The sequence below is a fragment of the Myxococcus xanthus genome (assembly GCF_013116825.1).
In the GTDB taxonomy this organism is placed as follows: domain Bacteria; phylum Myxococcota; class Myxococcia; order Myxococcales; family Myxococcaceae; genus Myxococcus; species Myxococcus xanthus_B.
In genome coordinates, this window is the sequence record NZ_JABFNS010000073.1 from 18,712 (window position 1) to 44,832 (window position 26,121).

General features: G+C 65.6%; 13 protein-coding genes and 1 pseudogene. 3 read left to right on the forward strand and 11 right to left on the reverse strand.

Annotated features, from left to right (window positions below; genetic code table 11):
* Window positions 1-15 precede the first annotated feature (15 nt).
* The 8 genes from HNV26_RS21420 to HNV26_RS21455 form a co-directional block, all read right to left on the reverse strand.
* Complete coding sequence (locus HNV26_RS21420) at window positions 16-2,892, reverse strand: DEAD/DEAH box helicase (protein ID WP_171443455.1); 2,877 nt, start codon at window positions 2,890-2,892, stop codon at window positions 16-18.
* A gap of 122 nt (window positions 2,893-3,014) precedes the next feature.
* Entirely contained in the window at window positions 3,015-3,419 is a 405-nt protein-coding gene (locus tag HNV26_RS21425) for a hypothetical protein (protein ID WP_171443456.1), read from the reverse strand.
* A 168-nt stretch (window positions 3,420-3,587) separates the two neighbouring features.
* The gene (locus HNV26_RS21430) at window positions 3,588-4,652 is read right to left on the reverse strand and encodes a radical SAM protein (RefSeq protein WP_171443457.1); all 1,065 of its coding nucleotides are present in this window, start codon (window positions 4,650-4,652) and stop codon (window positions 3,588-3,590) included.
* Complete coding sequence (locus tag HNV26_RS21435; RefSeq protein ID WP_171443458.1) at window positions 4,649-5,311, reverse strand: uracil phosphoribosyltransferase; 663 nt, start codon at window positions 5,309-5,311, stop codon at window positions 4,649-4,651. The genes HNV26_RS21430 and HNV26_RS21435 overlap by 4 nt, the downstream gene beginning before the upstream one ends.
* Window positions 5,302-6,069, reverse strand: a complete 768-nt coding sequence (locus HNV26_RS21440; protein WP_171443459.1) for a haloacid dehalogenase-like hydrolase — start codon at window positions 6,067-6,069, stop codon at window positions 5,302-5,304. The genes HNV26_RS21435 and HNV26_RS21440 overlap by 10 nt, the downstream gene beginning before the upstream one ends.
* A complete protein-coding gene (locus HNV26_RS21445) occupies window positions 6,069-6,629 on the reverse strand; it encodes an ATP-binding protein (protein ID WP_253816870.1) in 561 nt (186 codons plus the stop codon). Before HNV26_RS21445 ends, HNV26_RS21440 begins: the two co-directional genes overlap by 1 nt.
* Window positions 6,630-9,968 (reverse strand): SUMF1/EgtB/PvdO family nonheme iron enzyme, encoded by a 3,339-nt coding sequence (locus tag HNV26_RS21450; RefSeq protein ID WP_171443461.1) that lies wholly within the window; start codon window positions 9,966-9,968, stop codon window positions 6,630-6,632. It lies immediately after the preceding gene.
* Complete coding sequence (locus HNV26_RS21455; protein ID WP_216612576.1) at window positions 9,961-12,582, reverse strand: AAA domain-containing protein; 2,622 nt, start codon at window positions 12,580-12,582, stop codon at window positions 9,961-9,963. Before HNV26_RS21455 ends, HNV26_RS21450 begins: the two co-directional genes overlap by 8 nt.
* 425 nt (window positions 12,583-13,007) lie before the next feature.
* Here HNV26_RS21455 and HNV26_RS21460 point away from each other — a divergent pair, with 425 nt between their 5' ends.
* The 3 genes from HNV26_RS21460 (at window position 13,008) to HNV26_RS21470 (ending at window position 19,651) form a co-directional block, all read left to right on the forward strand.
* Entirely contained in the window at window positions 13,008-14,438 is a 1,431-nt protein-coding gene (locus HNV26_RS21460; RefSeq protein ID WP_171443463.1) for a hypothetical protein, read from the forward strand.
* Between the two features lie 79 nt (window positions 14,439-14,517).
* Window positions 14,518-16,632 carry a phospholipase D-like domain-containing protein gene (locus HNV26_RS21465; RefSeq protein WP_171443464.1) on the forward strand — a complete coding sequence of 705 codons (2,115 nt, stop codon included), beginning with the start codon at window positions 14,518-14,520 and terminating at the stop codon, window positions 16,630-16,632.
* A gap of 151 nt (window positions 16,633-16,783) precedes the next feature.
* Entirely contained in the window at window positions 16,784-19,651 is a 2,868-nt protein-coding gene (locus HNV26_RS21470) for a helicase-related protein (protein WP_171443465.1), read from the forward strand.
* A gap of 51 nt (window positions 19,652-19,702) precedes the next feature.
* Here HNV26_RS21470 and HNV26_RS39350 read toward each other — a convergent pair whose 3' ends face one another.
* The 3 genes and pseudogenes from HNV26_RS39350 to HNV26_RS21485 form a co-directional block, all read right to left on the reverse strand.
* Window positions 19,703-20,095, reverse strand: a complete 393-nt coding sequence (locus HNV26_RS39350; protein ID WP_366816915.1) for a helix-turn-helix domain-containing protein — start codon at window positions 20,093-20,095, stop codon at window positions 19,703-19,705.
* A 193-nt stretch (window positions 20,096-20,288) separates the two neighbouring features.
* Window positions 20,289-21,425: a PDDEXK family nuclease gene (locus HNV26_RS21480; RefSeq protein ID WP_171443466.1), complete on the reverse strand. Its 1,137-nt coding sequence runs from the start codon at window positions 21,423-21,425 to the stop codon at window positions 20,289-20,291.
* 110 nt (window positions 21,426-21,535) lie between these two features.
* Window positions 21,536-26,121: pseudogene (locus HNV26_RS21485) on the reverse strand (non-ribosomal peptide synthetase); the annotation flags it as partial.

Below are 26,121 nucleotides of genomic sequence, written 5' to 3' on the forward strand. Positions count from 1 at the left end.
CATTTCGTGTCTTCCTCAGCGTGCGACCAGCACGGCGATGAGCTTCACGTGGGCGCGCTCATCGGTGGAGAGGGTCTGCTGGATCCAGGTGTGTCGTTCCTTCTTGCGCTCCAGCACCTGGGCCTCCTCGCGGTCCAGCCGCTCCCGGCGGCGCCGCGCGAGCCCCGAGGTGCCCTGCGCGCCCAGCCGCTGGCGCGCCTCCTCGATGGCGTCCAGGCGGGACTGGGCCCACTTGCTGCTGCGCTCCTCGGCTTGCCGCACTTCACCTTTGATGGAGGCCATGCGCTCAGAGCGTAGGCGGCGCATCTCCGCTTCCGTGGTTTCCCGCCAGAGCGGACGGGCCGCCTCCAGGGACGTCAGGAGCTGCGCGGACAGGCCCGGGTTGGCAACCTTGCCGCGCAGCCCGGCGAGCTCCAGGACTTCCTCCAGGCCGATGATCCGCGCAACCTCCAGCTGCTTCCCCAGTTTCGTGCCCAGCCCCATCCAGCGCGTCACCGCGGGCTGCGCGCGGCGGTTGGTGAGTGTTCCCTCCACGAGCGCCACGGCGTCCACCTCGAGCCGCTCTTGAAGGGAGGGGATGACCAGGACCGGCGCCTCCAGCCGGCCGAAGGAGAGGGAGACACGATCCGCTGCCCACTCGACCGCTGGGTGCTGGCTCCACAGGTACTGGAGCTCGGGCCAGCTTCCCTGGCGGTCCCGGCTCTCGGTGATGGCGCGCTCGACAGCCTTGGGATCCGCGGACAGGTGCAGCCTGCCCTCGCGCGGCCGGGCCTGGGGAGGCATCGAGCTGAAGCGGCGCTGCAAGTCGTCGGGAGCGCGGAATGTGACCTCGTCGCGCTGAGGGTGCCAGGTGAGCTGGATCGGCTGTCCGGAGTCCTTCAGCTCGGGCTCCAGGTGCTCCAGCGCCTCGCGAAAGAAGGCGGCGTCGCTCGGATAGAGCGAGGGCGGCTCCGCTGTGAGCCGCTCCGTGGAGGTTGTCTCCGTGCTGTGCGCGAGCAGATCGAGCAGCCAGTTCGCGGAGAGCGCATCCTCGGCCTCGGCGCCAGCGCGCTCGGCCTGGAGTGCCTGTACTTCCTCATCCAGGTCTTTACCCGAGGAGATGGTGCTCGCCACGAAGTCCTCCTCGCGCTCCGCGTCGAAGAGTCCAAGCAGCGCCCCTTCGTCGCCCAGGTTGTTGCGTGCCTCCTCTTCCTTCTTCAGTAGCTTCTGCACCACCTGGAGATCAGCCTTGGTCCGCCCGTTCTGGGAGCGGGTAAGCAGGAAGCGCATGTGGGGCGTCTCCGACTGGCCATAGCGGTCGATGCGCCCATTGCGCTGCTCCAGCCGGATGAGGGACCAAGGCACGTCGAAGTGAACCAGCCGGGAGCAGAAGTAGTGCAGGTTGATGCCCTCGGAGGCCATGTCCGAGGCGAGAAGCACCCGGACCTTCCCGTCCTTCGAGCCGAAGGACTCGAGGATGGCGCGTACATCCGTGTCCTTCTCGGACCCGCTGAGCACCGCGAGGGTTCCATCCCCTGGAGCGTCCAGGTTGCGCTGGACGCCCAGCCGGTTGGAGAGGACTGTCTCCAGCAGCTCCAGGGTGACCAGGCGCTCGGAGAAGATGACGACCCGTGGATCTCCGGGCTTGCCCCGGACTCCCAAGGCGGGGAGGGTGTGCTCCAGGAAGAGCCGCAGCTTGGAAAAGCGGGGCAGGTCGATGGCGGAGGCCAGCGCGTGCAACTGGTCCAGCGTCTCCAGATCCTTGCGCCAGTCCGAGGCGGCCTCGGGCTTCGAGGCGATTCGCTCGCGGAGGTTCTTCCGGCGCTGCTCCACGGTCTCCAGGAAGGCGAGCGGCGAGGAGAGCAACGCCTTGAGCAGCGTGGTGCGGAAGAGCACGTCCCGCGCTCGGCCCTTCCTGCTCAGGCGGACATGGCGGTCCAGGGTGTGGAAGCGGGCCTCCTCGAGGGCGTCGAAGACGGACTCCTCCTCGGGGGAGGCGTCCGCCCAGGCCAGCTGGGCGTCACGCTGCTTGAATGCGCCCTGGACCTGCTTCTCCACGTCCTTGCGGAAGCGGCGCACGTACAGGCCCTTGATGTCCTCCGGGCCGTAGCTACTGGGATTGGCCACCGCCGTGGGCTCCAGCATGTTCATCAACGTGGCGAAGCTCTCCGGCTTGCCGTTGTGGGGCGTGGCGGAGGTGAGGATGAGCGCCTCGGTACGCGAGGCGAGCAGCTCAGCGACCCGGTTCCGCCCGGTACCTGGGTTGATGGCGTTGTGGCACTCGTCCACCACCACGGCGTCCCACTGGCACTCTTCCAGCCAGTGGCGGTACTCGCGCTCGTTCTTGAGGGTGTCGATGCTGATGATGGCCCGGCGGTAGTGATGGAAGGGGTTCTTACCCGCGGGGATGTGCTGGCGAATCCTCTCGAGGCCCTCGCTGTCGAGGCGCATGAGGGGAATGGAGAAGCGCGTCCACAGCTCCTTCTGGAACTGGGCCAGGACGCTCTTCATGGCCACGACAAGGATACGCTCGGCCCGGCCGCGGGCGATGAGCTCGGAGAGCAGGACGCCCGCCTCGAGCGTCTTGCCCAGGCCTACCGCGTCCGCGATGAGGATGCGGGGGCGAAGCGAGGAGAGCGCCAGGGAGGCCGGGTCCAGCTGATAGGGGGATGGCTGCATCGCCGCCCGATGGCCGCGCCAGAGCAGCGCATCCGTGGGCGCCATCTGTCGCAGCAGGCTCTCCAGGTAGAGCCGCGAGCGACGGTAGTGGGGGCTCGTGTCCTGGACCAGCTTGGTGTCCTCCACGCGCACCGGCTGGATGTCGCGGTCGACCTGGGTGAGGAAGATGGCCTCGTGTTGTCGGACCAGATCGGAGACGCCGATGCAGTGGATGGCGTAGTGGCCATCTCCCATGGGCTCGCAGGTACGTACTCGCCATTCCTCGTCGCGGACGCGGATGCGGGTTCCAGGGGCAAAGGCAGAGGCAGAGGCTTCGCGGGCAGCGCGGGCGGGTCTCATGGCGGTGGTGTGGGAGTTCAGGGCTCGAGATACCGCAGGGCGGACTTCAGGACTTCGGCGTCGTCGTCAAAGCCGACCGAAGAGCTCAGGTCATCCTCGGCGTCATCCGATTTCACGAAGTAGAGGATGGCTGCCGCCGCGACGATGCGCCGCTGAGGAGGGAGTGTCTCCAGTCGCACGGTGAGCTGGCGGGCAATCTGCGCCAGGGAGCGTGCCATGTCGAGATCGATGAACTCGTTGCTCCGCTGGGCCTCCTCCACGGCATCGAGGTGGCCGGCGATGGCGGCGAGGAGGTCCGCGGAGGACACCTCCTGGGCTCGCCTCTCGAAGCGCCGCACGGCCGTACGCGCCGGCGGACGCAAGGTGGCGGCCCAGGATTCGAGCGCGACTTCCGGGAGCAGCGAGGCCTGGCGGCGTGTCAAGTCGGACTCCTGAAGACCCAGAGGGTGGAGGGCCTATAGCCAGGAGAGACTTTTACCAGAATCCGACAGCTTCTTTGGAGTCCCACCTGAGATGGACTGCCCCTGAGGCGCACTGTGGGTGCGTGCTGATCGAGCAGCGGACAGAAGCCTTGCCCTCGGCACTGTCCTTCAGGGTAGGCGCTCAGACACCTTCGAGCGCTCCGTAAACCACTGGATGAAGGCCTTTCGCGGCTCGCTGCTGTAGTCCGGTCGCTCCCGCTCGATGAGGCAGTCGGGGCCCGCCACGCTCTGCTGGCTCGCGCAGCTGCCGCACCCCTGCTGCCCTACAAGGGCGCGCATGCGCTCCGGGAAGCGCTCCAGCGGCTCGTCGAAGCGGCCCAGCTTCCAGCGCTCCTGGCCGAACATCCTCCCGCAGGGGTACACGTCCCGCTGCATGTAGATGATGTTGTTGAAGCCCGCGCCGCAGGTGCTGCCGAACATGGTGCAGACCCTGTCCGGCTTGCCCGCGATCGCGCGGCGGTAGGCCTCCAGGTTGCCGATCTCAAGGCGAGTCAACCCGTAGGCCTCCTTCAGTTCGGCAATACGGCGCAGGGCCCGGTAGAACTCAGGAGTCGAGACGGCCACGTCATCCGGTACGTCGACGAGGCGATCGAAGATGACCTTCTCGAAGCCCTGCTCGGCGATGAACTGGAAGTACTCTTCGAGGTGATTGACGACGTTGCGGCCCAGCGTGGTGTTGATGGCCACCGGCACTCCCGCCGCGCGAAGGCGCGCGATGCCGCGCATGACGCCTGCGTGAGAGCCCCTCCCGTTGTGCCGTACCCTTGCGTGATCATGGAGGCTCGCCGGGCCATCCAAGGAGACACTCGGGCTGAGGCCTATGGCCTTCATCTCCGCGATGATCGTGTCGGTCAGCAGCAACCCGTTGGTGACCATGTAGAAGCGCAGGCGGTGGCCTGGCGTCGTGGCGTGCAGCTGCTCCACCGCGGTGCGGATGGCTGTCCACGACAGTAGCGGCTCACCGCTGCCCACGAAGTTGATCTTGATGCGCTTGTCCACCTCAGGCCGGAGGCTGTAGCGGTGGATGTTGTCCAGGATGGTGCCGATCTCCTCGGCCGTCAGCGAGGCGGGCCCAGGGAGCCCCTCCGGCTTGGCGAAGAAGTAGCAGTAGTTGCACTTGAGATTGCAGACGGAGTTGACGGACAGACAGACTCGCTCGATGGCGTCGCTCATTCTCTGCCTTTCGGCTCGTGCGTGAGCCGGGCCTCCTGGCCCTTCGAGGGGAGGGTGCCGAAGAGGCGGTTGCCGGTATCCGTGGCGCCCACGCCCGTGTACTGGTTCTCGGAGACGCGGGCGAAGAGGAAGTGGACGTCCGGAAAGGCGCCCTCGAGCCGCTTCGCCGTCGCCACCGGCCCAACAAGTGCGACCGCGATGAGCTGGCCAGCGCCTCGCTCCCGGAGCTGTCGCAGGACAGGTTCGAGCGAGGCGCCCGTGTTCACCACGGAGTCAATGAGGATGAAGGTACGGCCTGCAATGGGGGGAAGCTGGCCCAGCTCTGCCTCGGACAGGCCGGTCTCTCGCTTCGGAGAGATGTGGACGACAGGAGCCAGGCGCAGCACCTCCCGTACACCATCGGCGGCGTAGAGCCCGGCACGCAGAAAGGGCAGGAGGACGATCTCCTCCTCCCGGGCCACCTTCCACCCCTTGCGGATGCCTTGTGGGTGCTGGATCTCGCAGGGCTCGAGTTCCAACAGCTCGACGAGCTCGCCCGCCAGGAACCTGCCCAGCTCAATATGGGACTGTGTGAGCTCCCACGGAGTGATGTCGGTGCGGCGCGAGCGGGTGGCGAGCAGGCGCACGAGATGGCGATTCGTGAACTCTCTTAGAGGCATACGGCCCCTCCTCCGGTGCTGGAATGGCCGCGGCAAACCAGCCGGTGGGCGCTCTCGAAGGTGAGCTGTGGAATCCCGGGGGCCGCCTGGCCGCCCGGAGCAATGTGGTGGAGCGAGCGGTGACCCGTGAGGTGGGGCAGCAGGTCCGCGCTCATCCGGTGATTGAGGACGACCACAGCATGATCCGCCGCCAGCATCATCTCCGTATCCACATCAGAGTCCCCGAGCGCCATCACTTCGGCCCCAGCGCTTCGGAAGAGCTGGCAGACGCGCCCTTTTTCCTGGCGGCCGAAGACGTAGGGAAAGCAGGGATCAATGCCGCCAATCACACCGATGTTTCCCAACCCCTCTCGCTCGAGGAGGCCCCGCCAGATGCGAGGAATGCCCGCCGAGATGACAAAGACCGTGGCTTCCTCGGCCGCGCGGCGGAGGAAGTCCGCCGCTCCGGAGTGCAGCGGAGCTTCCCGGGCCACGGCTGCGCCCACACGATCGAAGGTGAGTGCATCGAGTTCCAGGTGAACCTCGGCGTGATAGCGGAAGGCGCTGAAGCAGTAGCCTTCGAGCTTGAAGCGGTTCTGGATGGGCTGCGGATCCATCCCCGCCTGCTGGAGGAACAGCCGGCTGGTGTCGATGGGCGAGAGGGTCCGGTCTCCATCCGCCAGGACGACTGGACGGCCACGCGCCGCGTGCACCAGAGGCAGGATGGCGGCATCGAGCCGCTCAAGATTGGAGGCCTCGTCCAGAGGGAGCATGGGCATCAAGTCAACAGCTCCTTCAGGCGGTAGGTGATCGCGAGGTCATCACCTACAGGCAGTTCATGCGCCTGCATACCATGGGTGCGGGCGATGCGGTAGCAGGCCGCCCGCTCGCCAGCGAGCTCCTCGCGGAGGAGTTCGGAGTCCAGGTTGCGGCGTTTGGACGGGTCATCGCGGCGGCGTTGCAGGACGACCTCGGCTGGGGCCTCAAGCAGGATGAGCTCGCGGAAGAAGTTGCAGTCCAGTTGGGTGAAGACCTGCTCGGCTTGTCGTGTGGAGGGATTCAGGAGGGTGGTGTGCCCATCACACAGGATGTGGCGTCCGGTGCGCTCCTGGCGGCGCTCCATCCACCGGATGGCATCCTCCCGGTAGCGCTGCTTGACGTCGGGGGGAAGACTGTCGAACTGCGCGAAGGCTTCGCCGGCTAACTCCCGGAGGATGGCCGAGCCGACGACATAATCCATCATCGGCAGGTCTGGCAGAAGGGAACGAATGAGGGTCGTCTTGCCCACCCCTCGGACCCCCACCAGACAGATGCGTCGAAGCGATGGATTGGCTGACATTCATTTCTCCTGGGATGGCAGTACGCGCATGAGCCGGAACGAGACGCGGTTGGCTTTCTCTCGCTTGGAGTGGAACTGACGGCAGGAGCATCGGAAATGCTCCTCGGCACGGTTGCCATCCCGAAAGGGATAGCGGCCCCAGGCGCCACCCCGCGCGCCAATGTAGTCCGTATCAAGGCGCCCCACAGGATCGACGGCCTCACCACGCTGAAAGGAGCGCAGATCATCACGGACGGACTCGTAGACGAGCCCATGCATGTCGTGCAGGCCCCAGGCGTTGGCCTTCAGCTGACCGACACGGTGCAGTTGTGCCTTGGAGTTCAGCTTGCTCCAGGCATAGTTGTTCAACAGCTGGGGATCGTTCCCGAAGCAGTAGTCGCCCGTCGAGCCAGCGCGGCAGGCGTATTCCCACTGCGCCTCCGTGGGCAGGTCAAAGCCGCCGCTTCCGGGCAGGGCGTTCAGTCGGCCCAGGAATCGTTGGATGTCATGGAAGTCTACATAGACAATGGGAAACTCAGGATGGCGCTCATTGCTGCGCAGGTGCGGCAGGCTGCCCATGACGGCCTCCCACAAGCCCTGAGTCACGGGTGTGCGGCCCAGCAAGAAGTCCCGTGTCAGCACTACCCGGTGCCTGGGCCGCTCAGAGGGGACCCGGTCATCGCCCATCAAGAAGGCCCCGGCCTTCACGCGCACCATCCCCGAGAGCGCTTGCTCCACAAGCTGATGGGTGGCCGCGGCCGTTCCACGCGAGGCTACTAGAGCGGGTCCGACTGCTGTAGGGCGGCTCGTGCTGGCGGTTTCCCGAGGCTTGGGGGCGGGTTGCTCAGCCAGGGCTTTCTCGGCCTGCACCAGCAGTTGCTCGAGGAGTTCCTCGTCAGTGGGAGCGGTGTAGGGCTGCCACAGATCTTCGCTGGAGGGCAGGAGCAGTCCAAGCCGCTCGCCCTCCTCGCGAAGCCAGGGGAGGGGATCCTGCCCGACGAAGTGCTCCAGGCGCTGGAAGCCCTGTTCGCGTGCCTGGGCCCCGGCATCAGCTCCACCTTCTTTGGAGAGCTCATCCCGAAGCAACGCTCCGATGTACTTCGAGGCATCGGGGACGAAGTCCAGCTCCGCGCGGACCGAGTCCAACGCATACCAGGCCTGCATGCCGCCGCTGATCCAGGCGTAGGGCTGCCGCGCGCCCCTGCCACTCTCCTCCGGAAGGAGGACGTCCGGCCACTGCCACAGGAAGCGCCCGAGAAGGTCGCGGACCACAGGTGGACACCAGAAGGCCACGCCCAGCTCGCGGGACTCGTAGCGTCCCTTCTCGCCGCCGTAGGAGAGCAGATTCTCAGAGGTGATCAACCCGCGGCAGCCGTCCACCAAGAGGAGCTTGGCGTGATTTTCCATCGGCTCCCGGCGGGTGAGGAGTTGGGGGCCAAGGATGTTCTGGGCCTCCACCACGGCGAGGCGCGCCCGCTGGAGCTGCTCCCGGGTCTGCTTATCCGTGGGCCTCTGTCCGGCCCATTCCCGGCCCCACACCAGCCGTACGAGCCTCTGGCGACGTCCCTGTGTACCTCGGAGATCCCGCAGGATTGCGCCATCCAGCGCGCTGTCGGTGAGGCGGTCTGATGCGAGGAGCAGATCCTGGCGGGCTGACTGCGCCTGGGCCACGAAAGCGTCACGGGTCTGGTGGGCGTCGGCCAACTCGATCCGGGTCCGCACGAGGAAAGGGTGGAGGGCCGCTCGCACCGCGCGGAGCGCGGATGCCCAGACCCGGGGGGAGGGAGTCCCTTCCGACGGCAGCGCACGCGAGAGCAGTCCGGCCGCGCGCTTCAGACGCTCCAACTGGCGCTGTGCCGTCTCGCGGGGCGAGGACTCCGCCATGCCAGCAGCTCCCAGCGCCTCACGGAGCGAGGCCGCCGCCTGAATGGCAGCTTCTCCCTCGAGGTTGTCCTCGAGCCGGCTCAGCAGCGTGAGAGCGAAGGTCCGGTCACGGCCCGCGAGGCTGCACTCGAACACGACAGAGCCCGGGCGGCTGCTGGCCGGGTTCCAGCTCCCTATCAGCCAGTCTCCGTGGCTTGTCAGGATGACTTTCTCATGGGAGCGGCGTTTCGCGGCGACCAGGATGCAGCGCTCGGCTAGAGCCGCATTCAGGCTGCGGAGGCGCTGAAGGTACGCCTCAATCTCCTGCTGTTGCTCCGCAGGGAGCGCCTCGCTCGCATGACCGTAGACAAGCAGGATGCGCGTGGAGGGCGGAGCCTCGGCGAGCGCCGCAACCAGGCCTTCTCCCTCTCGGAGATTGTCCGCGTTTAGGAATGCGCTGGTGAGGAGCACCCATGGAACATGCCGAGACTCAGGCGCTGAGCCCCGTGCCAGTCCGCGGCACAATTCGGCCAGTGCGTCGAAGTGACGATCCGTGGGACCCGCCACGGGGCTCACCCGTTGGCCCTCGGCAAACCAGCGGATCCATTCCTCGTCCGCAGTGCCACGCAGCAGCTCGCTCAGGTGTTCCACCCGGTCCGCGACGAGCGGGAGCGGCCCCAGGGCGACAGTATCCAACGGGAGGCGCTCCAACTCGGAGACGAACCGCTCGAGAGGGCTGTGGGGGACATGCACCAGCCGCGGCCGTGGGGCAGAGCGTTGCCCGAAGAGCTGGGGGGCGCGTTGGAGCAGGGCGGGCTCCAACTCGGCAAGCTCGTCTGGAAGGATGCGTTCCGCTTCACCATATAGCGGGAAGAGGATGCCCTTGCGTCCGCCGATGCGCAGTGGATTCCCGAAGAAGGCCCGACCTCGTGCGGACTGGTTCAACTCTATCGCGCCGAGTTTGCGCACGAGATCGACGAGATCGTGCTCGCCCGAATCCAGGAGTTCCTGGGGAGACGCCTGGGGCTCCAGTTGGAAGTCCGCTGTCTTCTTGTAGTCCCAGTCGAACTGCATGGCGGTTGCGCGCGGCAGAAGGACGCCGCCGACGCCATCCATCCACCACTCGCCGGGCATGACCTGGGCCTCGAACAGCTCGCGGGCCAGACCCTCTTTTCCCTCAGCGTGATAGCGTCCCAGGAGGACTGGATCGATCCGAAGTCCTCCGGTACCCCAGTCCGGGACGGCCCAGCGCAGATCGATGAGCTCGCGGGTGAGCTGGCGTGCCAGCAAGGCATCTGGGGGGACCGGCCAGGGAGGACTCCGCTCGAGCTGGACGAACGAGGCGCCTTGGATGAGTTGCTCCAACCAGGCCAATAGCCAAAGAGCGTGGGGATGGGCGCGGGGAATGCAGATGCTGGCTGATACAAAGTATCCGGGCAGCAGAACGAAGGTGCGGCGCACGCCGCGTGGGGCAGAGCCCGACGAGCGATTACCCATGGCTGTCCAGCTCCTCGGGAGACATGATCCGCGCGCACCGCGCATCAGCTGTCTCCTCCACGTAGGCCTTCCATACCGCGTGGAGGTGGGGAGCTTCGTTGACGTGGCGGTTGATATGGGCCGAACAGCCTACGACGACCTGCCGGAAACGCGTCCGGGAGAACATCACATTGAGCCGCTCGGGCTCGGTCATGAAGCCCCAGGCCCGAGCCCCTTGGCTGTTGTTGCGAACGAGAGAGAGCACGGTGAGCTCCGCCTCTCGCCCCTGGTACTCGTCGGTGGTTCGCACCACCTGCTCGAAGGGGCTGTCCGTGAGGCTCCGGCACACCTCGCGCAGCTCTCGTGAATCGAGCAGTAACCGTTTCTGCTCGTTGTAGGGCGTCAGGATAACGAGATCCACCTGGCGGGAGGGGTAGAGGCGGCGCAGGTAGCGGAGGATGACGTCACGCTCATAGAGATTGTTGCGGGCACCTCTCTTCTCGGGATCCTCCGTAGCCTCTGGGCGCAGGGTCATGTGCGGCGTGTCGATCCAGAGCAGCGGCACGTCCAGTTCCTGAGGAAGCACACCTTCGAGAGGGTTGCTGGCCAGCTTGCGGTGCACGAAGGGCCGCCCATAAAACACCTTGCCCACGAGACGTGACAGCGGCGCCTCCATGCGGAACTGCTCTTCCAGGCGGTGCCGTTTGGCGAGCCGATCGAACAGGTATTCGAAGGGGCGCAGCCACGCAGTCTCTGCCGGGGAGACAGGGCCATGCTCGCGCGCCAGCGTCTCCAGCTCAAGGAATGTGTCGCCAAAGCGTGCCTGTAGTGCCTGGCGGAATTCAGGCCGGCGGCGCGCCTGATCCAGCGTGGCTTGCCAGGCCAGGACAGCCGCACGGGTCTGGCGCTCCTGATACGGAGGGAGTTGCCGCTGGTCCCCGATCATCAGCACTGTCCGCCCGAAGCACAGGGTGTGGAGGAGCTCGGAGGGGTAACACTTGCCCGCCTCTTCGACGATCACCAGATCGAAGGAGGTCTGCCCTGTCATGTCGAGAAGGGCCGCGTCCATCGTGGTGCAGAAGAAGAGGTTGGCAGCTTTCTCCGCGAGGGAGAGCAGCCGCTGGTCATGTTGGTCGAACGTGGACGCCTGGAAGCGCGTCCATCCGGAGGACTCGGGAGCCCACGCCCGCTCTGCGAGTTGGCCCACGAGGGTGGTGCCCAGGAAAGGGGTTTCCAGCTCGGCTCGTCCACGGCGCCGTCGCGCCAGAGAGACGGAGCGGAAGGCCCGGTAGGAAATGCAGTCCTGGTCCAGCGCTTGCGTGAGCTTCCGGAGGATGTGGTCCAGGGCGAAGTGTTCCTTCGCACAAATCAGCACGCGGCCTGCGGGAGTGGCCGCCAGGAAGCGCCGAACCACCTGGGTAGCGAGGTGGGTCTTCCCGGTTCCGGGAGGCCCTTGAACGGCGAAGACTCCTCGCGTGGCGAGGATGGCATCCTCCAGGACATCTCGTGGCCGTGGGTTTCCGGTGAAGGGCTCCGGGCGAGCCGAGTCCCTGAGGTGAGCCGCCAGCAGTGGGTGTCTACCGGCGAAGGCGGTGAAGGCGCGCTTGCGCCCCATCAGCGCGAGGTCTCCAGGCTGGTGGGGGTGGACGTAGCCTGTGGCCGGCACCTTCACCCCATCGCGCCGGACGTAGATCCAGGGCTGGTCTTCGTGGACACCGATCCAGCGGGCGATCGCCTCCGGGCTGTGTTTGTGGAGGAGCGGGTTGGGCAGCCCCTGGGAAACAGCGAGCAGCGGCGTCGTTCGAGACTCGTCGAGCAGCGTGTCCCAGAGCTCATGGGGAGTGGGTCTCGTGAGGGTCGGGAAGTGGGCATCCTTCCACCGGGGCTCCACCTCCAGGATGAGCTGCCCGCGGGTGTCGAGCCCCAACCGATCCGCCTCCTCGCGACGAAGCAGGCGGTACCTGTATACCTGGGCGAGCCTCTCCAGGTGCTCGGCCTCGGTGAGCATGTGGAGAAATGAGGGGGCGTCCGGAGCTTGCCGTTTTTCGCGCAGGGCTTCCTGTTGTTCCGCTCGAATGAGCCGCTCGACTGCGGCCGCATCCGCCGAGCCAAGAGCGGCACAAATGGAATCCACACGCCGCGTATCCCAGTCGCTATGGCGTGATGCTTGCCGGGACTGCGAGCGCACCCAACTCTGAGCGTGGCGGAGATCCTGTCGGCGCTCCTCATCGGAGAGCGCACTGGGCGGCCGAGGGAGGAACCATGAGACGGGAGGAACCCAGCGACCAGAGACGGGGATAAATGGTGCGAAACCGGCGACCTGGTTGGCATGGCACTCGAGCAACGTGAGGAGCGCGGGCAGCAACTCGTCATTGCGCCAGCGCCGGAACGAGCCTGGAGGGGGCTCTGGCGGGGACATCGTGCTGACAAGCTCCGCTTCGCTTGGGAACAGCACGTAGAGACCGCCGTCTTCGTACTGGACATCGCTGGCATGAAGCAGGCCGATGGGATAGGCCCGCAGCAACCTGTGCCTGTGGCGCAGGTAGTCCTCGAACAGTGTCCGGTGGCTCGGATGGATTTGGATTGGGCAGCGGAGGGTGTTGCCCTGGCGCTGCCAAGCGGGGAGCGGGGTCATCGGACAGAGACCGGCACCGCGTTATTCGTCGCCATCATCCGAGTCCTCGGCATTCTGGGCGGCAGCTGAGGCAGCTCTCGCTTTGAATCCCTGATTGGTGCCGGTGCGATCGGCATAAGACTGGATGGCACGGGCTCTCTCGACGGTCATGCGTACGGAACTGCGCGAGTTCCGCGCCCCTGGCATTTCGCGGTCGCCTCCTTGCCGGTTTCGGCCTCCGTGAACGGCTCGCCCGTCACTGCCTCGGCTCATCGGTCTCTCCCGTGTACTGATCAGCTCCAGATAAGAACCCATGTGGTGAAGCGGGAACAAATCCAGGTCCCAGCACTATGGGGTGATCCTGACCCGATTCTATGGCACACACACACTGTTTGGCCGCTCGTGCACACTCCCGCTAGGATTTTGGTGTCCACGCGGGGGGATCCATGCCGCTCAGTGCCGCTGCTCTTCCATACGCTACGCCGCATGATCCCTCCGAGGATGCTCCTTCCAGCGTCGATCCACTTGGGACGCAGACCGATTCGGAGCGCCTCGCGGACGTGCTGCTCCCGGGCTTCACCGCTCGTATGTGGAAGTTGCGGTTCGTCACCTTTTCCGCAGTGGCCTCATTCGTCGCAGACCGTGTCGTGGCGGCGCTCGGACGAGAAGAGTTCCGGCTGGATGCACGACTCGGCTTCGAGCGCTTGTACGTTTCTTCCCTGGTGCGCGCTCATGAGGAAAATCCCAGCGCATTTGGGAGAGCGCCGGATCAACTTCCCGGACGGAGGTTGGCTCGCGCGGCGCTGCTGGCAGAGGAACCTCTGACAAAGGGGAACTTCCTGCAAGGTCAGGCCATCAACGGCCCCTTTGGGGTGATGGCACGGTTGACGCGGCATCTCGGGGTCGTCGATGACGAATCCCGCCCTGGGCGCTCCGCGACCAACCTCGTGCTCGACTGGGCTGTTGATGAGGGTCTTCCCGGAATTCTTGATAATGAAGGTTCGCGTGAGGGGGCGGGAGCCCAGTGGAAGTCCGAGGTGTGCAGGGCGGTGTCCGCGCACGTCTCCCGGTCGGACTGGCCCAGGCGTGGCCACCGGATATGGGAACTCCTGGCACGGCCTCTGCGGCCAGACGTTCTGGGGAAGCGCGAGAAGGCGAACCTCTCTTTGCTGATTCAAGCTGATTCCCTCCGGCAGCGGATGATGGCGCTCCTCACGGACGGGCAGCAGGCCTATGCCACCGCCTCGAATCGGGACGGCAAGCGGGGACCTGTCGAGCGGCATGTCCTGCTCCACGCCGTTGCCCCCGCGCTGGGGAGCGAGCCTGTGGATCGCCTGCTCCGGGCTACCATCGACATGTCATCCGCCTACGAGGATCTAACCGGGCTGCTGCAGCAGGCTTTCGATGCCATCCGGTGGACGCTCGTCCTGATGGGCGGGAGGGCCACTCCCCAAGCTGTTCTGGGCCATCCGGTGACGAAGGCGCAGCTTGCTCGAACCGTGGTAGAGCTCCGCCGGGTCATCCCTGAGTTCACGGCGGCTCGCAAGACGCTTTCTCAGCAGCCCTCTATTCGCCCCGAATTGCTCGATGCGCTAGACCGCCTCCAGACGGATGCTACGGGATGCGGCGCTCCGGACACGCTGGCAGAAACCGTGATGAGCAGGCACCACCGGGTTCAGAAGGCCAAGCGTAAGGCGGATTGGGTGGATCGCGACTCACACTGGACCCTGATGCCCGGGTTTGGCATTTCCGGGGAAGCGCCACCCAGCTACCAGGGCAGTTGGATGCATCCCTTTCGCGTCATGAATGCCTATTCGGCATTGAGTGATCTCGGCAAGGTCAGCGCCTTCCAGGAGGTGTCCGATGGCGAGGCGTAGGACCGAAGCCAAGGTGCCCGTGCTCGCGGAGCTGTGGTCGGCCCCGGCTGGGCTCCCCGTTGGGGAGGCAGGACAGCCCGTGGGGTGCATCACGACCACCTACACCTTTCATGCCTCCCTTTTCGAGGCGGAGCTGCTGCCCCGCTTCCTTGGGCTGAAGTTCGATCAGACGGAGGGTGAGCGGCCGTTCATCGTCGAGAGAGAGACTGCACTCGGCACCTGCCACGCCACCGTGCTCGTTGATGCCAGCCAGGTGGATGGGGCTCAGACCACTTCCCGGTGGGCTCAGCTTGCGGTCTATGTCCCGGGAGGCATCCAGCACGCCAAGGTGAGCCTCCTTGTGTGGGAGCATTGCGTGCGCCTGATTGTGGCTTCGGCCAACATCACCCGCACGGGCTACCGACGGAACCGGGAGATGGCATCCAGTCTCGACTTCTACGACGCCCCTGAGTCGGTTCCGCGCTCCTTGGCTCTGGAGGGGGTCGAGTTCCTGGAGGGGCTGCTGGAGTCCGGGTGGACGCTGGGCGTGCCAGGGGCCGTGGAACGGGCTCGCGGCTTCCTGGAGGCCACTCGCCAAAGGCTCGGGCGCTGGACGGGGATGGCGGCGGACTTCTCTCCAAGAGAGGTTCCTCGCGCTGCCTTCGTGGCCTGCATGCCGCGGCGGGGTGGGCGGCGGGCCCTGTCGCCGTTGGCGAGCGTACGCGAACTCTGGGGAACACGGCGCGCCCAGCAGGTCGTGGTCATGACCCCCTTTGTCGGCCAATCGCCAGAGGAACAGGGCCGCGTCATCGAGGAGCTCCGAAGCATGCCCACCACGAGGGATGTTTCCCCTCTGCTTGCTCTGCCCGGGCGTGCCTCCGAGGCGGAGCCGCAGCGAAGTGTGGTGGGGGCTCCCCGGATGTTCCGGGATGCGTGGGCTGGCGCATGGGGGCTCAAGCCCGAGGAGGTGATGGTGTGCGTTGTCCCCCCTTACCGCCAAGGGGAGCCCCGCATTGCACGGGAACTGCACGCCAAGGGGCTGCTGCTCGTCAGTGACACGATGAAACTGATGATGTGTGGGTCGAGTAACTTCACTCCTCACGGCATGGGCGTGGGGGCCTTCAACGTCGAGGCCAACCTGTGCTTTCTGGACGAAGTGGGAGCCAAACGTAACGGGTTGCTCCTCAAGGATCGATTCCCGGTCTGCTGGGACAAGGATCTCGCCGAGGATCCCCAATGGCCGGATACAGCGGAGCCGCTCGAGGAAGATGTGCCGTCCCGCGCTCCGCGTCTCCCTGCAGCCTTCGCCTGGGTCAGTTGGGAGCAACGCGCCGCCCGGCTGACGTTGGGGCTGAAGCCCGGGGAACTCCTGCCCGCAGAGTGGTCGATCCGGCTACCGGGCGCACAGTCCGAGCAGATGGCTCCGCTGTTCTCGCATGAAGAGGTATCAGAACAGGCCCCCCCGGAGAAACTGACTCGTGAGTTGGACCAGGAGATGCGCGCGGCGAGCATCACCACCCTTCGTGTCACTTGGCGTACGTCCGAGAATCAGCTCGCCACGGGACTGTTGCCGGTTCAGGTGGAGGCGGCCGAGCACCTCCTACCACCCGAGGAGTTCCTTGCGCTGGATGCGGATGCCATCCTCCTGTGCCTCTTATCGGGCAAGAGCCCGGCCGAGTGGGTCGACTCGCGGGAGCGGGGCACGGTGGATCAATCCGCGTCAGCGGGCGGTGGACTGGATGCTCTGCGCGCCAATGACCCGAGTGGCTACACGCTCTATCGCACCCGACGCCTTGGACGTGCCCTGGCGAGCATGGGCGAGAAGATTCTGGCGACCCTCCGAACGCGTGATGCGATGGCCTATCGTCTCCGGCAGGACCCGCTCGGTCCATTGCTGCTGGCGAATGCACTCATCCGAGACTGGTCAAGTAGGCCTGGAGGAGGGGATCAAGAGGACGCCGCCTTGCTGTTCTCTCTTGCGGAGATCTGTCTCACGCTCGCGCATGTGGGCAAGCGTGTTTCAAGCGAGCGGCGCGCGGGGGATCCCGATCTGCGTTCGCTGTTCGCGGAGCTGATCGACGAGATAGGGGGGATGCTCGCTCCCTTGCAAGAGCGCGTGGGAATCGGCACGAACCTGCGCGCCTACGTGAAGTCAGTGAAGGATGAATGCGGGCGGCTGGTGGGCGCCCCAGAGGGATCCCAGCATGCCGGTTGATTGGCCATTTCAGGAGGGTGTTCTCCAACTCGGGGGAACGGGTGCACGAAAGATCGCAGCGGAGGACGGAGCCCGGCAAGAAACCACGGCACGGTCCATTCTCCGAGACCTGGCTCAGCAGCCTGGTTTGGTATTGGCAGACGAGGTCGGGATGGGCAAGACCTACGTCGCGCTCGCCGTGGTCGCTGCGGCGCTTCCCTCGGCGCGGGAGACCGGGCGGCCGGTCATTGTCATGATGCCGCCGGGCCTTGCCAGCAAATGGCAGCGGGAGTGGGACCACTTTCGGGCGAGTTGTTGTGTGCGCCCGGAAGCCCTCTCCTGGGTCAGGGACGAGCCCATCGAAACGCCCATTGAGCTCATCAGGAAGCTCGAGCTTCCGAAGAGCCGTCGTCCGCACCTCATCTGGATGACAACGGGTAGCTTTGGCAAAGCTCTGGAGGATCCGTGGATCAAGCTCGCGTTCATCCGCTTGGCCCGGCGCCACACGCGCATGGACGAAGAAACGCGCAAGAGCGTTTGCAAGTGGGCGACCTCCCTCGTGCGCCTGAAGTCCGAGTGGCGGCTGACCCCGGAGTTGGTCGAGCGGCTGCTAACCACGGAGATCGAACGGTGGGGGAACATCCTCGGCAATGAGGGTATCCTGGAGGCTGATGGGGAGGCCCTTGTCCCCGAGGGCCTGCTCAAGCTCCAGGACAAGCTCTCCTGGAGCGAACTGGCCGCACAGCTCCACGACGTGCCAGGCCGCCGGGGCCCCGTATCCGAGCAGCGATTGAAGGAGTCGCGGCAGGCCTTCAACCAAGTTTGCCAGGGAGTGTATCGCGCCTGGCTCGCGTGCGCGGGGTGGCGTGCCTCGCTCCTCGTGCTGGACGAGGCACACCACGCCAAGAACGACAGTACACGCCTTGCCAGGTTGCTGCGCTCGGAGGACGCCGAATTGCTCGTGGGAGGCGGATCGGAAGCCGAGAGGCCCCTGCTGTGGGACAAGTTCGATCGCATGCTCTTGCTGACCGCAACACCCTTCCAACTCGGGCATCACGAGCTGATCCGGGTGCTGCGCACCTTCGCCGCGGTGAATTGGGGCGGTCCCGCTGCGCCGGACTTCTCCCGGGAGCGGTTCCTTGCGGACATGGAGGAATTGGAGGGGCGCCTGGACGCCAACCGTCGGGGGGCTCGCAGGCTCGACCAGCTCTGGGGACGGCTGGAGCGCGACCGAGTCGTGCCGGGGGACGGTGAGTTCGCGGTACACCTTCAGGAGTGGTGGGCGCGTGTGAATGGCACCGGCCCGCGATCCGCGCTGGAACAGGAGATCTTCCAGGCGGTCGAGGACTGCCGACAAAGCCGTGCCCGAGCGGAGGATGACCCGCTTCACCCTTGGGCGAGCCTGCGCACCTGGGTCATCCGCCACAACCGGCCTACCGAATTGGCGAATCGTGCGGACGGGGAGCGCGTCCCCCGGCGTGTGGTCCGGCCGGGACGAGCCTTGGGCGACACGGCAGAGCGGAATGAGGTCGCGTTCGACGGGCTGCCGCTGACCACCGAGTCCGCTCTACCGTTTCTGCTCGCCGCGCGTGCACAGGGGGAGCTTGCTCATGGAAGCGCCAGCGCCCGCGCCTTCTTCGCGGAAGGACTTTGCTCGAGCTATGAGGCCTTCCACCATACGCGCGACAACCGCGGCGACGCACGCGACGTGGGCGATGATGGCGTGGAGGTGTCGGAGGGGCAAGGGGTAGGTCGGCCTGAGACAGAGGGGTTGGTGCCGGTGTCTTGGTACGAGGAGCGGATCGCATCGCTTATCCCCAGCCGGTCCGCTGCTGAGGCCGTGCGGTACGCCCATCCCAAGTTGCGCCCCGTTGTGGAGCGGACCGTCGACCTCTGGGCTGCCGGGGAGAAGGTCCTGATCTTCTGCTTCTACCGGGAGACCGCGCGCGCCCTCCACCGCCACCTTCGACGCGAGGTCGGGCAGCGCATCCTGACGTTGACTGCGGACAAGCTCGGGCTCGAAGGTGAGCGCCGGCTCGAACGTGCTGAGGACGCACTCACGCGCATTGCACGCCGACTCTCTGATGCGCGCAGCCCATTCCACCAGGAGGTCCAGCGGCATTTGCGAGCGCCGTTCGCGTCCAAGGAGTTCCACGGCTTGAAGCAATGGGAGGAGCAGTTGGTCGGTTTACTGACCGCCTATGTCCGCTCTGCTCCGTTCATTGCCAGATACCTGCCGCTCGAGAGCCCAGAAGTGCGCAGGGCCTTCTCTGAGGATCGGGCCTCGAACGATGAGTCACGTGCCGGCGTGGCCGCGCTCGGGCACGCCCTCACCGAGCGCATGGATGGTTCGGCCCTCACCATGGCGCATCGGCTTGAAGAATTTCTTCGGTTCACCAAGGAACTGGCGGAGCGCGCCAGATTCCAGAGCGCCGATGAGGGAGAGGATCCGGAGACTCGAGTGGATCCGCTCAAGCAGTACCTCGACGCACTGGCAGTGTACGTCCGGCGCGGGGGAGAGCGCGATGAGACGGATGATGATGATGCCAGTGGTGCCGCCGACGGCTCCTGGCGCATGCAGGGAACGGTGCGCCTCGTCTATGGGCAAACCAAGCGTGAAGCGCGAGAGCGACTCATGCTCTCCTTCAACAGTCCGCTTCTTCCTGAGGTGCTGGTGAGTAGCTCGGTGCTCGGGGAAGGCGTCGATCTCCACCGATTCTGCCGATACGTGATCCACCACGATCTATGCTGGAACCCCAGTACGATCGAGCAGCGTACCGGGCGGTTGGATCGGATCCGATGTAAGGCCGAGCTTGCCGGACGCCCCATTGTCATCTACGAGCCCTACCTTGCGGGCAGTGCCGACGAGCGGATGTTCCGAGTGGTACGGGATCGCGAGCGATGGTTTCAGGTCGTCATGGGGCAGAAGTTCGAATTTGATGAGGCCACTGCAGAACAGCTCGCGAACCGAGTTCCCCTGCCTGAAGCGCTTGCGGCGGAACTTGTATTCGATCTGCGGCGTGCAAAGTCGGCGGGTTAGGGCTGGCGCACATGTGGATATCGGTAAAGCAGGAAGATCTGACCTGCTGACCTACGGCCCGGTTTCCGTGTAAGCCAGCAGGAACCGCTCCAAGGCTTTCTCCGTGACCCGAACCGCATTGGAGATTCGGATGTGGGGTAGTGTGCCCCTCTCGCACAGTCGGTACACGGTGGCCCGGCACACCCCCAGCCGTTCCGCGACCTCCCGGACGGTCATCAACCGGCCGGAACCCGGGGCCACTGGCGCCACCGGGGCAGGGCCCAGCAGCAAACTAGCAGCAAAAATCCTGGGGTCCTGGGGTACTGGATGGGACGGCTGGACAGCCCCGGGCGAAGAAACCCGAGTGTTTACGATGGGTTGTGGATGGCTGGTAACCGCTGGACGGTCCCCGAGGTTCCTTGGGGTGCAAGTGGTCGCAGGTTCAAATCCTGTCGCCCCGACCATCGAAGGCCCTGGAGTCCTTGGCGAAAGCTAAGAACTCCAGGGCCTTTGTTTTTCCCGATTCTGGAGTAGCTCCGCCGGCGAAGGATGTCGGTTTGATGCGCACTGTGGCTTCCGCCGGACGGAGGGCTTCTCGGGCGCGGCGGGCTCGACGCGGAGCGCCTCGGCTGCTGGGCTCGACCTGAAGGCGCCTCGGCTAGGGGGCGCCGGGTTCGGCTGGATTGGGCGCTAGCAGGCGCGTGAGTTCGTCTTGGAGCGCCTGCCTCTTGGGGACCCAGAGGTCGACAGGGATGATTTCAGGGTTTCGTTCATTCGCAACGATGCCGAACAGTTCTCGTGCGGCCTCCTTCAGTCGAGCCCCATAAGGGGCGTCCATCCAGAAGCCGTTCATGTGTAGCGCACCATCGGAGAACACGCTGATCGGTGAACGTTCGCCCACATGCGCGTACTTGGGGTTGAAGGACCCTCGCAGAGCGCCCGTGCCCCAACTGAGGGTGCTCGCGCTTTGGGAGACAGCATCGAATAGCGCGCGGACGGCGTTGGATGCGTCGGGCGGTAACCGCCTTCGTACGTCGTCGAAGAACTCGGCCTCTGTCCACTTTCGCCGTCCGGAGAGCGCGCTCTTGAGCTCCCGCGCCTGTGGAGTCGTGTTGAGTACGTGCGGGACGAATGCCTCCATTCCGCCAGGGGTGGCGTATGGACGAATCTCAAGGGTGAGCACCTCTGTGTGAGTCATTTGCTCATTGAGGAAGACCGCCATCTGGTAGAGCTCGTCAGGAATCCGGTCGGCGACGAATATGAGCCGGACATTTCCGGACCGTAGGTTCGCGTCCGCGCGAGCCCAGAAGTCAGTAGCCGCTTCCTTCGAGCCACAGAGCTTCAGAACCGTCTGGTCGAGGATGTCTGCGTGGGACTCGCGGGCAAGCTGCTCTAAGCGATTGGCTGGCCAGTGTCGCTTCGCATTCGCGGCGTATTCAATGAGTTGCCCCACGACTTCACGGCGGATTCGTGCGTCCGAGCTACGCTTCACTTCAATGAGGGTAGGGACAGCGTCGTGGTCGATGAAGACATGGTCGATGCTCCAGCGATCGCTCTGTCCTAATCCGCCTGGGATTCCTACCTCACGCCCGATGAGTAGCCATCGCCGCGGGTCTTCCGGATCTATCTGGTCACCGCGCAGCAGTTCGGGATGGTCGGCGATGAGCTTCTGAAGTTCAGCCTCTGATGCGTACCCGTTCTTGGCATCAAACGGGTTGAGCCCTCCAGCAGCATCTTTGACGAAGATGGGGCCAGGATGGGTTGGGTTGGTATCCCCAGGTTGACGGGTCGACATGGCGGGGCGGGTAGCGGGCTTGTTGATTGGCCGTCTTGTGGTTGATGTGTGTGCTTGTTTGTGGCGGCTGTGCTTCGACTTCACTCAAGTCGAGACACAGCCTGGCAAGCCTACTTGGATTCTGGCGCTGTCGTATCGGCGCGAGCCGAGTAGCTCGGTCAGCGCGCTTGCGAGTGCATCGACCCTGGGGGCCCGTAGGACGCTGTAGTGATCTCCCTGAATGACGCGCACCACGAGCTGAGCTGCGTGGCGGCTCCATCCACGGTCTTCCGTCTCGGAAGGCTCCAGTTCCGTGTCGCTGCCGCGCAGGACGGTGAGAGGTCCTGGGAAGGTATCGAGCGTATGCTGTTGGAGCGCACGAAGATTAGCGGTGAAGACACGAAGCAGTGCGTGGAGCTGGGCCATGCCGGCGTCTGGGATGAAGACACCCGCGTCGCGACCCTCCTGGAGCACGCGTTCCAGAAGTGCCTTCGTGTCGCTCACGGAACCATCGGAGATCGTCGATGGAGAGATTCCCGCCGTGCGCGCCAGGTCCAGCGCGAACATCGTCGCCGCGGCCATGTCGTCGTCGGCCGTGACGCCTTGGGCCAGCGAGGTGGAACTGGGCTCAATCAGGGCAAGGGCGTCCACCTCCTCACCACTTTGCTGTAGCAGGCGGGCCATCTCGAAGGCGATGACGGCTCCGAGTGACCATCCTCCCAAGCGATACGGGCCCTGGGGTTGCACGGTGCGGATGGCGTCCACGTAGCTGGCCGCCATGACGTTGATGGACTCGTTCGGCGGTAGCGTTCCCTCCAGCCCCTGGGACTGCAGTCCGTAGAAGGGCTGGTCAGGGCCGAGCCTCCGCGCCAGTTCGGTGTAGCAGAACACCGTGCCGCCCACTGGGTGGACACAGAAGAAGGGCACCCGCGAGCCACTCCGCTGGATGGGAACGAGCGGCGTCCAGGGCGCGGGCTCGCGTCGAAGGAAGGCGGCCAACCCCTCGACAGTGGGGTCCTGGAAGAGCGCCGTGACTGGCAGGGTGCGTCCCGTGCGCGCGCGCAGCATGGACTGGAGCCGTACCGCGAGCAGTGAGTGTCCCCCCAGCTCGAAGAAGTCGCTCTTCGCGCTGATTGGCGAGGCACCGAGCAATTCCTCGAAGAGACGGGCCAGCTCCAGTTCGTACGTGTCACGTGGCGGGACGTACGCCTGGTGCTGCGAAGACGTCTCCTCGGGGAGCGGAAGCGCCTTGCGATCCACCTTGCCGCTCGTGTTGACCGGCAGGATCTCCAGCGCGACGAACGTCGTGGGCACCATGTACTCGGGCAGTCGCTCCTTGAGGAAAACGCGGAGCTCGCTTGCGTCCGGAGTTTGCTGTCCTTCCAGATGCACCATGTACGCCACCAGGCGTTGCAGCCCTGGTGTGTCTTCGCGGACCAGGACCACGGTGTCACGAACCGCAGGGTGTTGTCGCAGCGCGGACTCAATCTCTCCCAGTTCGATGCGGAAGCCGCGCAGCTTCACCTGGAAGTCGATGCGGCCCAGGAACTCGAGTTCGCCCTGGGGCAACCAGCGAGCCCGGTCTCCCGTCCGATAGAGGCGGGCGCCGGGGGCCGTGCTGAAGGGGTTGGGAATGAACCGGTCGGCGGTGAGCTCAGGACGATTCAGGTAGCCACGCGCCAGGCCCGCTCCACCAATGTAGAGCTCGCCTGGCACACCTACCGGTACAGGCTGCAGGTACGCGTCCAGCACGTAGGTCTGAGCGTTCGCCAACGGACCGCCCAGCGATGGAGGCAGGGGCGCCCCGCGCACGGGACGCAGCGTGGAGTCCACGGTGCACTCGGTAGGGCCGTAGACGTTGAAGCACTCGATGTGGGGATGGGCGGAGAGCCGGGCCCAGAGCGCCGCGTCCAGTGCCTCGCCGCCGGCCAGTACGCGCAAAGGGCTGTGTGCGGCCAGGCCCTCGTCCAGCAGCAGGCGCAGCAGCGACGGGGCACAGTCCAGCACGTCCAAGTCATGCTGCTCCAGCCACGCCAGCATGCCGCGCGCATCCTCGCGAGCGATCTGCGGCACCACGCACAGCGCATGTCCGTCCGCGAGCTGCACCAACTGCTGCACGGAGGCGTCAAAGGACAGCGACGCATTGAGGCTGACGCGGAGGGGCTTGTCCACACCTGCGTAGGCGGTGGTCGCCAGCGCAGCGCGCAGGTTCATCACCGAGGCATGCTGCACCATGACGCCCTTGGGCATGCCGGTACTGCCTGATGTGTAGATGACGTACGCGAGGTGTTTGGGTTCACTGCGCCTCGGTGGATTGGATTCGGACCGCGGCTCGTTCGTGAGAGCGGCGTCGTCCACGCAGAGGACTTCCACCTTGTGCCCGGCGAGCTTGCCCGCAACGCGCTGCTGCGCGAGCACGCAGCCGACATTCGAGTCACTCACCATGTAGGCCAGGCGCTGGGCGGGGTAGGCCGGATCCATGGGGACGTAGGCGCCGCCCGCCTTGAGGATGGCGAGGACGCCGACGACCATGTCGACCGAGCGCTCCATGCACAGGCCCACGCGGACCTCGGGCCCTACGCCTCGGGTACGCAGGGCCCAGGCGAGCTGGTTGGCGCGGCGGTTGAGTTCGGCATAGGTGAGCGAGTGCTCATCGTCCAGCACAGCGAGCGCATCGGGAGAAAGGGCCGCGCGGTCCTCGAACCGCTCGTGCAAGCAGCCTTCCCAGGCGACCTCTCGGTGCGTCGCATTCCACGTTTCCAGCAGCGTGTTGCGTTCGGCTTCCGGCAGCAGCGCCGCCTGCTCATAGCGGCTGCTTGGGCCCGCGGCCACGGCCTCCAGCGCGCGCAGGTAGTACTGCCCCAACTCCCGCGTCCGCTCCGCTTCGTGTCGAGTGCCCGTAGTGGAGATGGAAATCGACAGCGAGGAGGTGTCCGGGTCCTGGGTGAAGGTGACGCCCAGCGGCAGCTCCATCCAGGCGGCGCCCAGCATCTCGTCGACGAAGCGCAGGCCCTTCTGCTGGGAGAGCCCTCCCGCGACGTGGAAGTGGATGAAGTTGAAGAGCGTGTCGAACAGCGGCTGTCCGCCGCGCTTCTGCTGGAGCCGCGCCATGGGGTAGCGGCGGTGAGGCATCAGCTCCTGCTCATGCTTCGCGACCTGCTGGATGAGCTCCAGCCATGTACCTCCAGGCAGCGTCACCGGGAAGGGGACGCTATTGAGGAACAAGCCAATCATCCGCTCGCCATCGACGACTTCGGGGCGGCCGTTGGTGACGATGCCGGTGACGACGGAGGTGCTGCCTTCGACGAAGCCGCGGACGCGCAGATGCACGGCCAGCAGCACCGTCTTGAGGGACACGCCCGCCTCGTGGGCCACGCGTAGCAATGCCTGCTGGAGAGGAGCGGGGATGCGCACGTCGTGGGTGTGCAGCACGCGTTCGTCGTCCCTGGCCCGGTTCGGACGGGGGCTTGGCGAGTCCATGGCTTCCATGCGCTTCAGCCAGAACCGCTCACTCTCCGCGGACTGTTGGGCCTCACGTTCCAACGCGATGAACTGGCGGTAGGTCGCAGCCAGGGGCTGTGCCGGGGGCGTGTTGGAGTCGTCCTGCAATTCGAGGTAGCGGCCGAAGAGCTCCGAGAACAGGGTCGCGGCGCTCCAGCCATCCAGGATGGCGTGGTGGAAGACGATGGTCAGCTGAACGCTGCGGTCTGTGCGGCGATGCACGGCGACATGGAGCAAGGGCGCCTGGGTCCACTCGAAGGGCCTGATGCGCTCCGCTTCCACCCACTCCCGCAGGAACGCGTCCTGCTGAGAGGGCTCCAGATGCCGAAGGTCCTCGATGCGCAGAGGCGGCATGACGTCACGGTGGACGAGTTGGAGGGGCTCCTCGTAGCCATCCAGATGGAAGGAGATTCGCAGGATGGCGTGTCGCGCAATCAGTTCCTGAAACGCCTGACGCAGCAGTGGCTCGTATAGCTCCAGCTCCAGGTGGAAGCTGAACATGTCGTGGTAGATGCCGGCCGAGGCATCCAGCGCGCTCTCGAAGAGCATTCCCGCCTGGAGGGCGGCCAGTGGATAGGCATCCTCCACGTCTTCCGGCAGCCGCTTGCGGTCCGCTTCGGACACGAAGCCGAAGGGGGCCACGTCATGTGCGGCAGGGGCGGACCATTCGGCGTGCTTCACCGCGCCGGAGAGCTGGCGGATGGTCGGGTGCTGTAGCAGCTCCATGATGGGCAACTCCAGGCCCCGTTCGCGCAGCTTCGCGATGACCTGGATGCTGCGGATGGAGTCGCCGCCCAGCTCGAAGAAGCTGTCGTCAATGCCGACCTGGTGGAGGCCCAGGACCTCGGCCCAGATATCGGCGATGGCTTGCTCGGAGGCATTTCGTGGTGCCTCGAAAGATGCGCCCATCAGCGCTCGGTCTGCGTCGGGGGCAGGCAGGGCCTTGCGGTCCACCTTCCCGTTGGCCGACAGCGGCAGGGACTTCATCGGTATGAAGATGGCGGGGACCAGATACTCGGGCAGCTTGCGCAGGACGTGGTCGCGCAGGGCACGCGCATCGACAGACTGCTCGCCGTCGTCACCCACGACGTAGGCCACGAGGCGCTTGTCGCCAGGAGCGTCTTCCCGAGCGAGGACGACGGCCTCCTGGACGCCCGGGGCCTGCTGGAGGACGGCCTCGATTTCGCCCAGTTCGATGCGGAAGCCGCGCACCTTC

Bases quoted from the DNA above. Each gene is read 5' to 3' on its own strand.
- HNV26_RS21455 (WP_216612576.1), bottom strand. From the start codon at position 12,582: ATGACCCCGCTCCCCGCTTGGCAGCGCCAGGGCAACACCCTCCGCTGC.
- HNV26_RS21435 (WP_171443458.1), bottom strand. From the start codon at position 5,311: ATGCCTCTAAGAGAGTTCACGAATCGCCATCTCGTGCGCCTGCTCGCC.
- HNV26_RS21480 (WP_171443466.1), bottom strand. From the start codon at position 21,425: ATGTCGACCCGTCAACCTGGGGATACCAACCCAACCCATCCTGGCCCC.
- HNV26_RS21420 (WP_171443455.1), bottom strand. From the start codon at position 2,892: ATGGGAGATGGCCACTACGCCATCCACTGCATCGGCGTCTCCGATCTG.
- HNV26_RS21430 (WP_171443457.1), bottom strand. From the start codon at position 4,652: ATGAGCGACGCCATCGAGCGAGTCTGTCTGTCCGTCAACTCCGTCTGC.
- HNV26_RS21445 (WP_253816870.1), bottom strand. From the start codon at position 6,629: ATGTCAGCCAATCCATCGCTTCGACGCATCTGTCTGGTGGGGGTCCGA.
- HNV26_RS21450 (WP_171443461.1), bottom strand. From the start codon at position 9,968: ATGGGTAATCGCTCGTCGGGCTCTGCCCCACGCGGCGTGCGCCGCACC.
- HNV26_RS39350 (WP_366816915.1), bottom strand. From the start codon at position 20,095: ATGGTCGGGGCGACAGGATTTGAACCTGCGACCACTTGCACCCCAAGG.
- HNV26_RS21440 (WP_171443459.1), bottom strand. From the start codon at position 6,069: ATGCCCATGCTCCCTCTGGACGAGGCCTCCAATCTTGAGCGGCTCGAT.
- HNV26_RS21470 (WP_171443465.1), top strand. From the start codon at position 16,784: ATGGGCAAGACCTACGTCGCGCTCGCCGTGGTCGCTGCGGCGCTTCCC.
- HNV26_RS21460 (WP_171443463.1), top strand. From the start codon at position 13,008: ATGCCGCTCAGTGCCGCTGCTCTTCCATACGCTACGCCGCATGATCCC.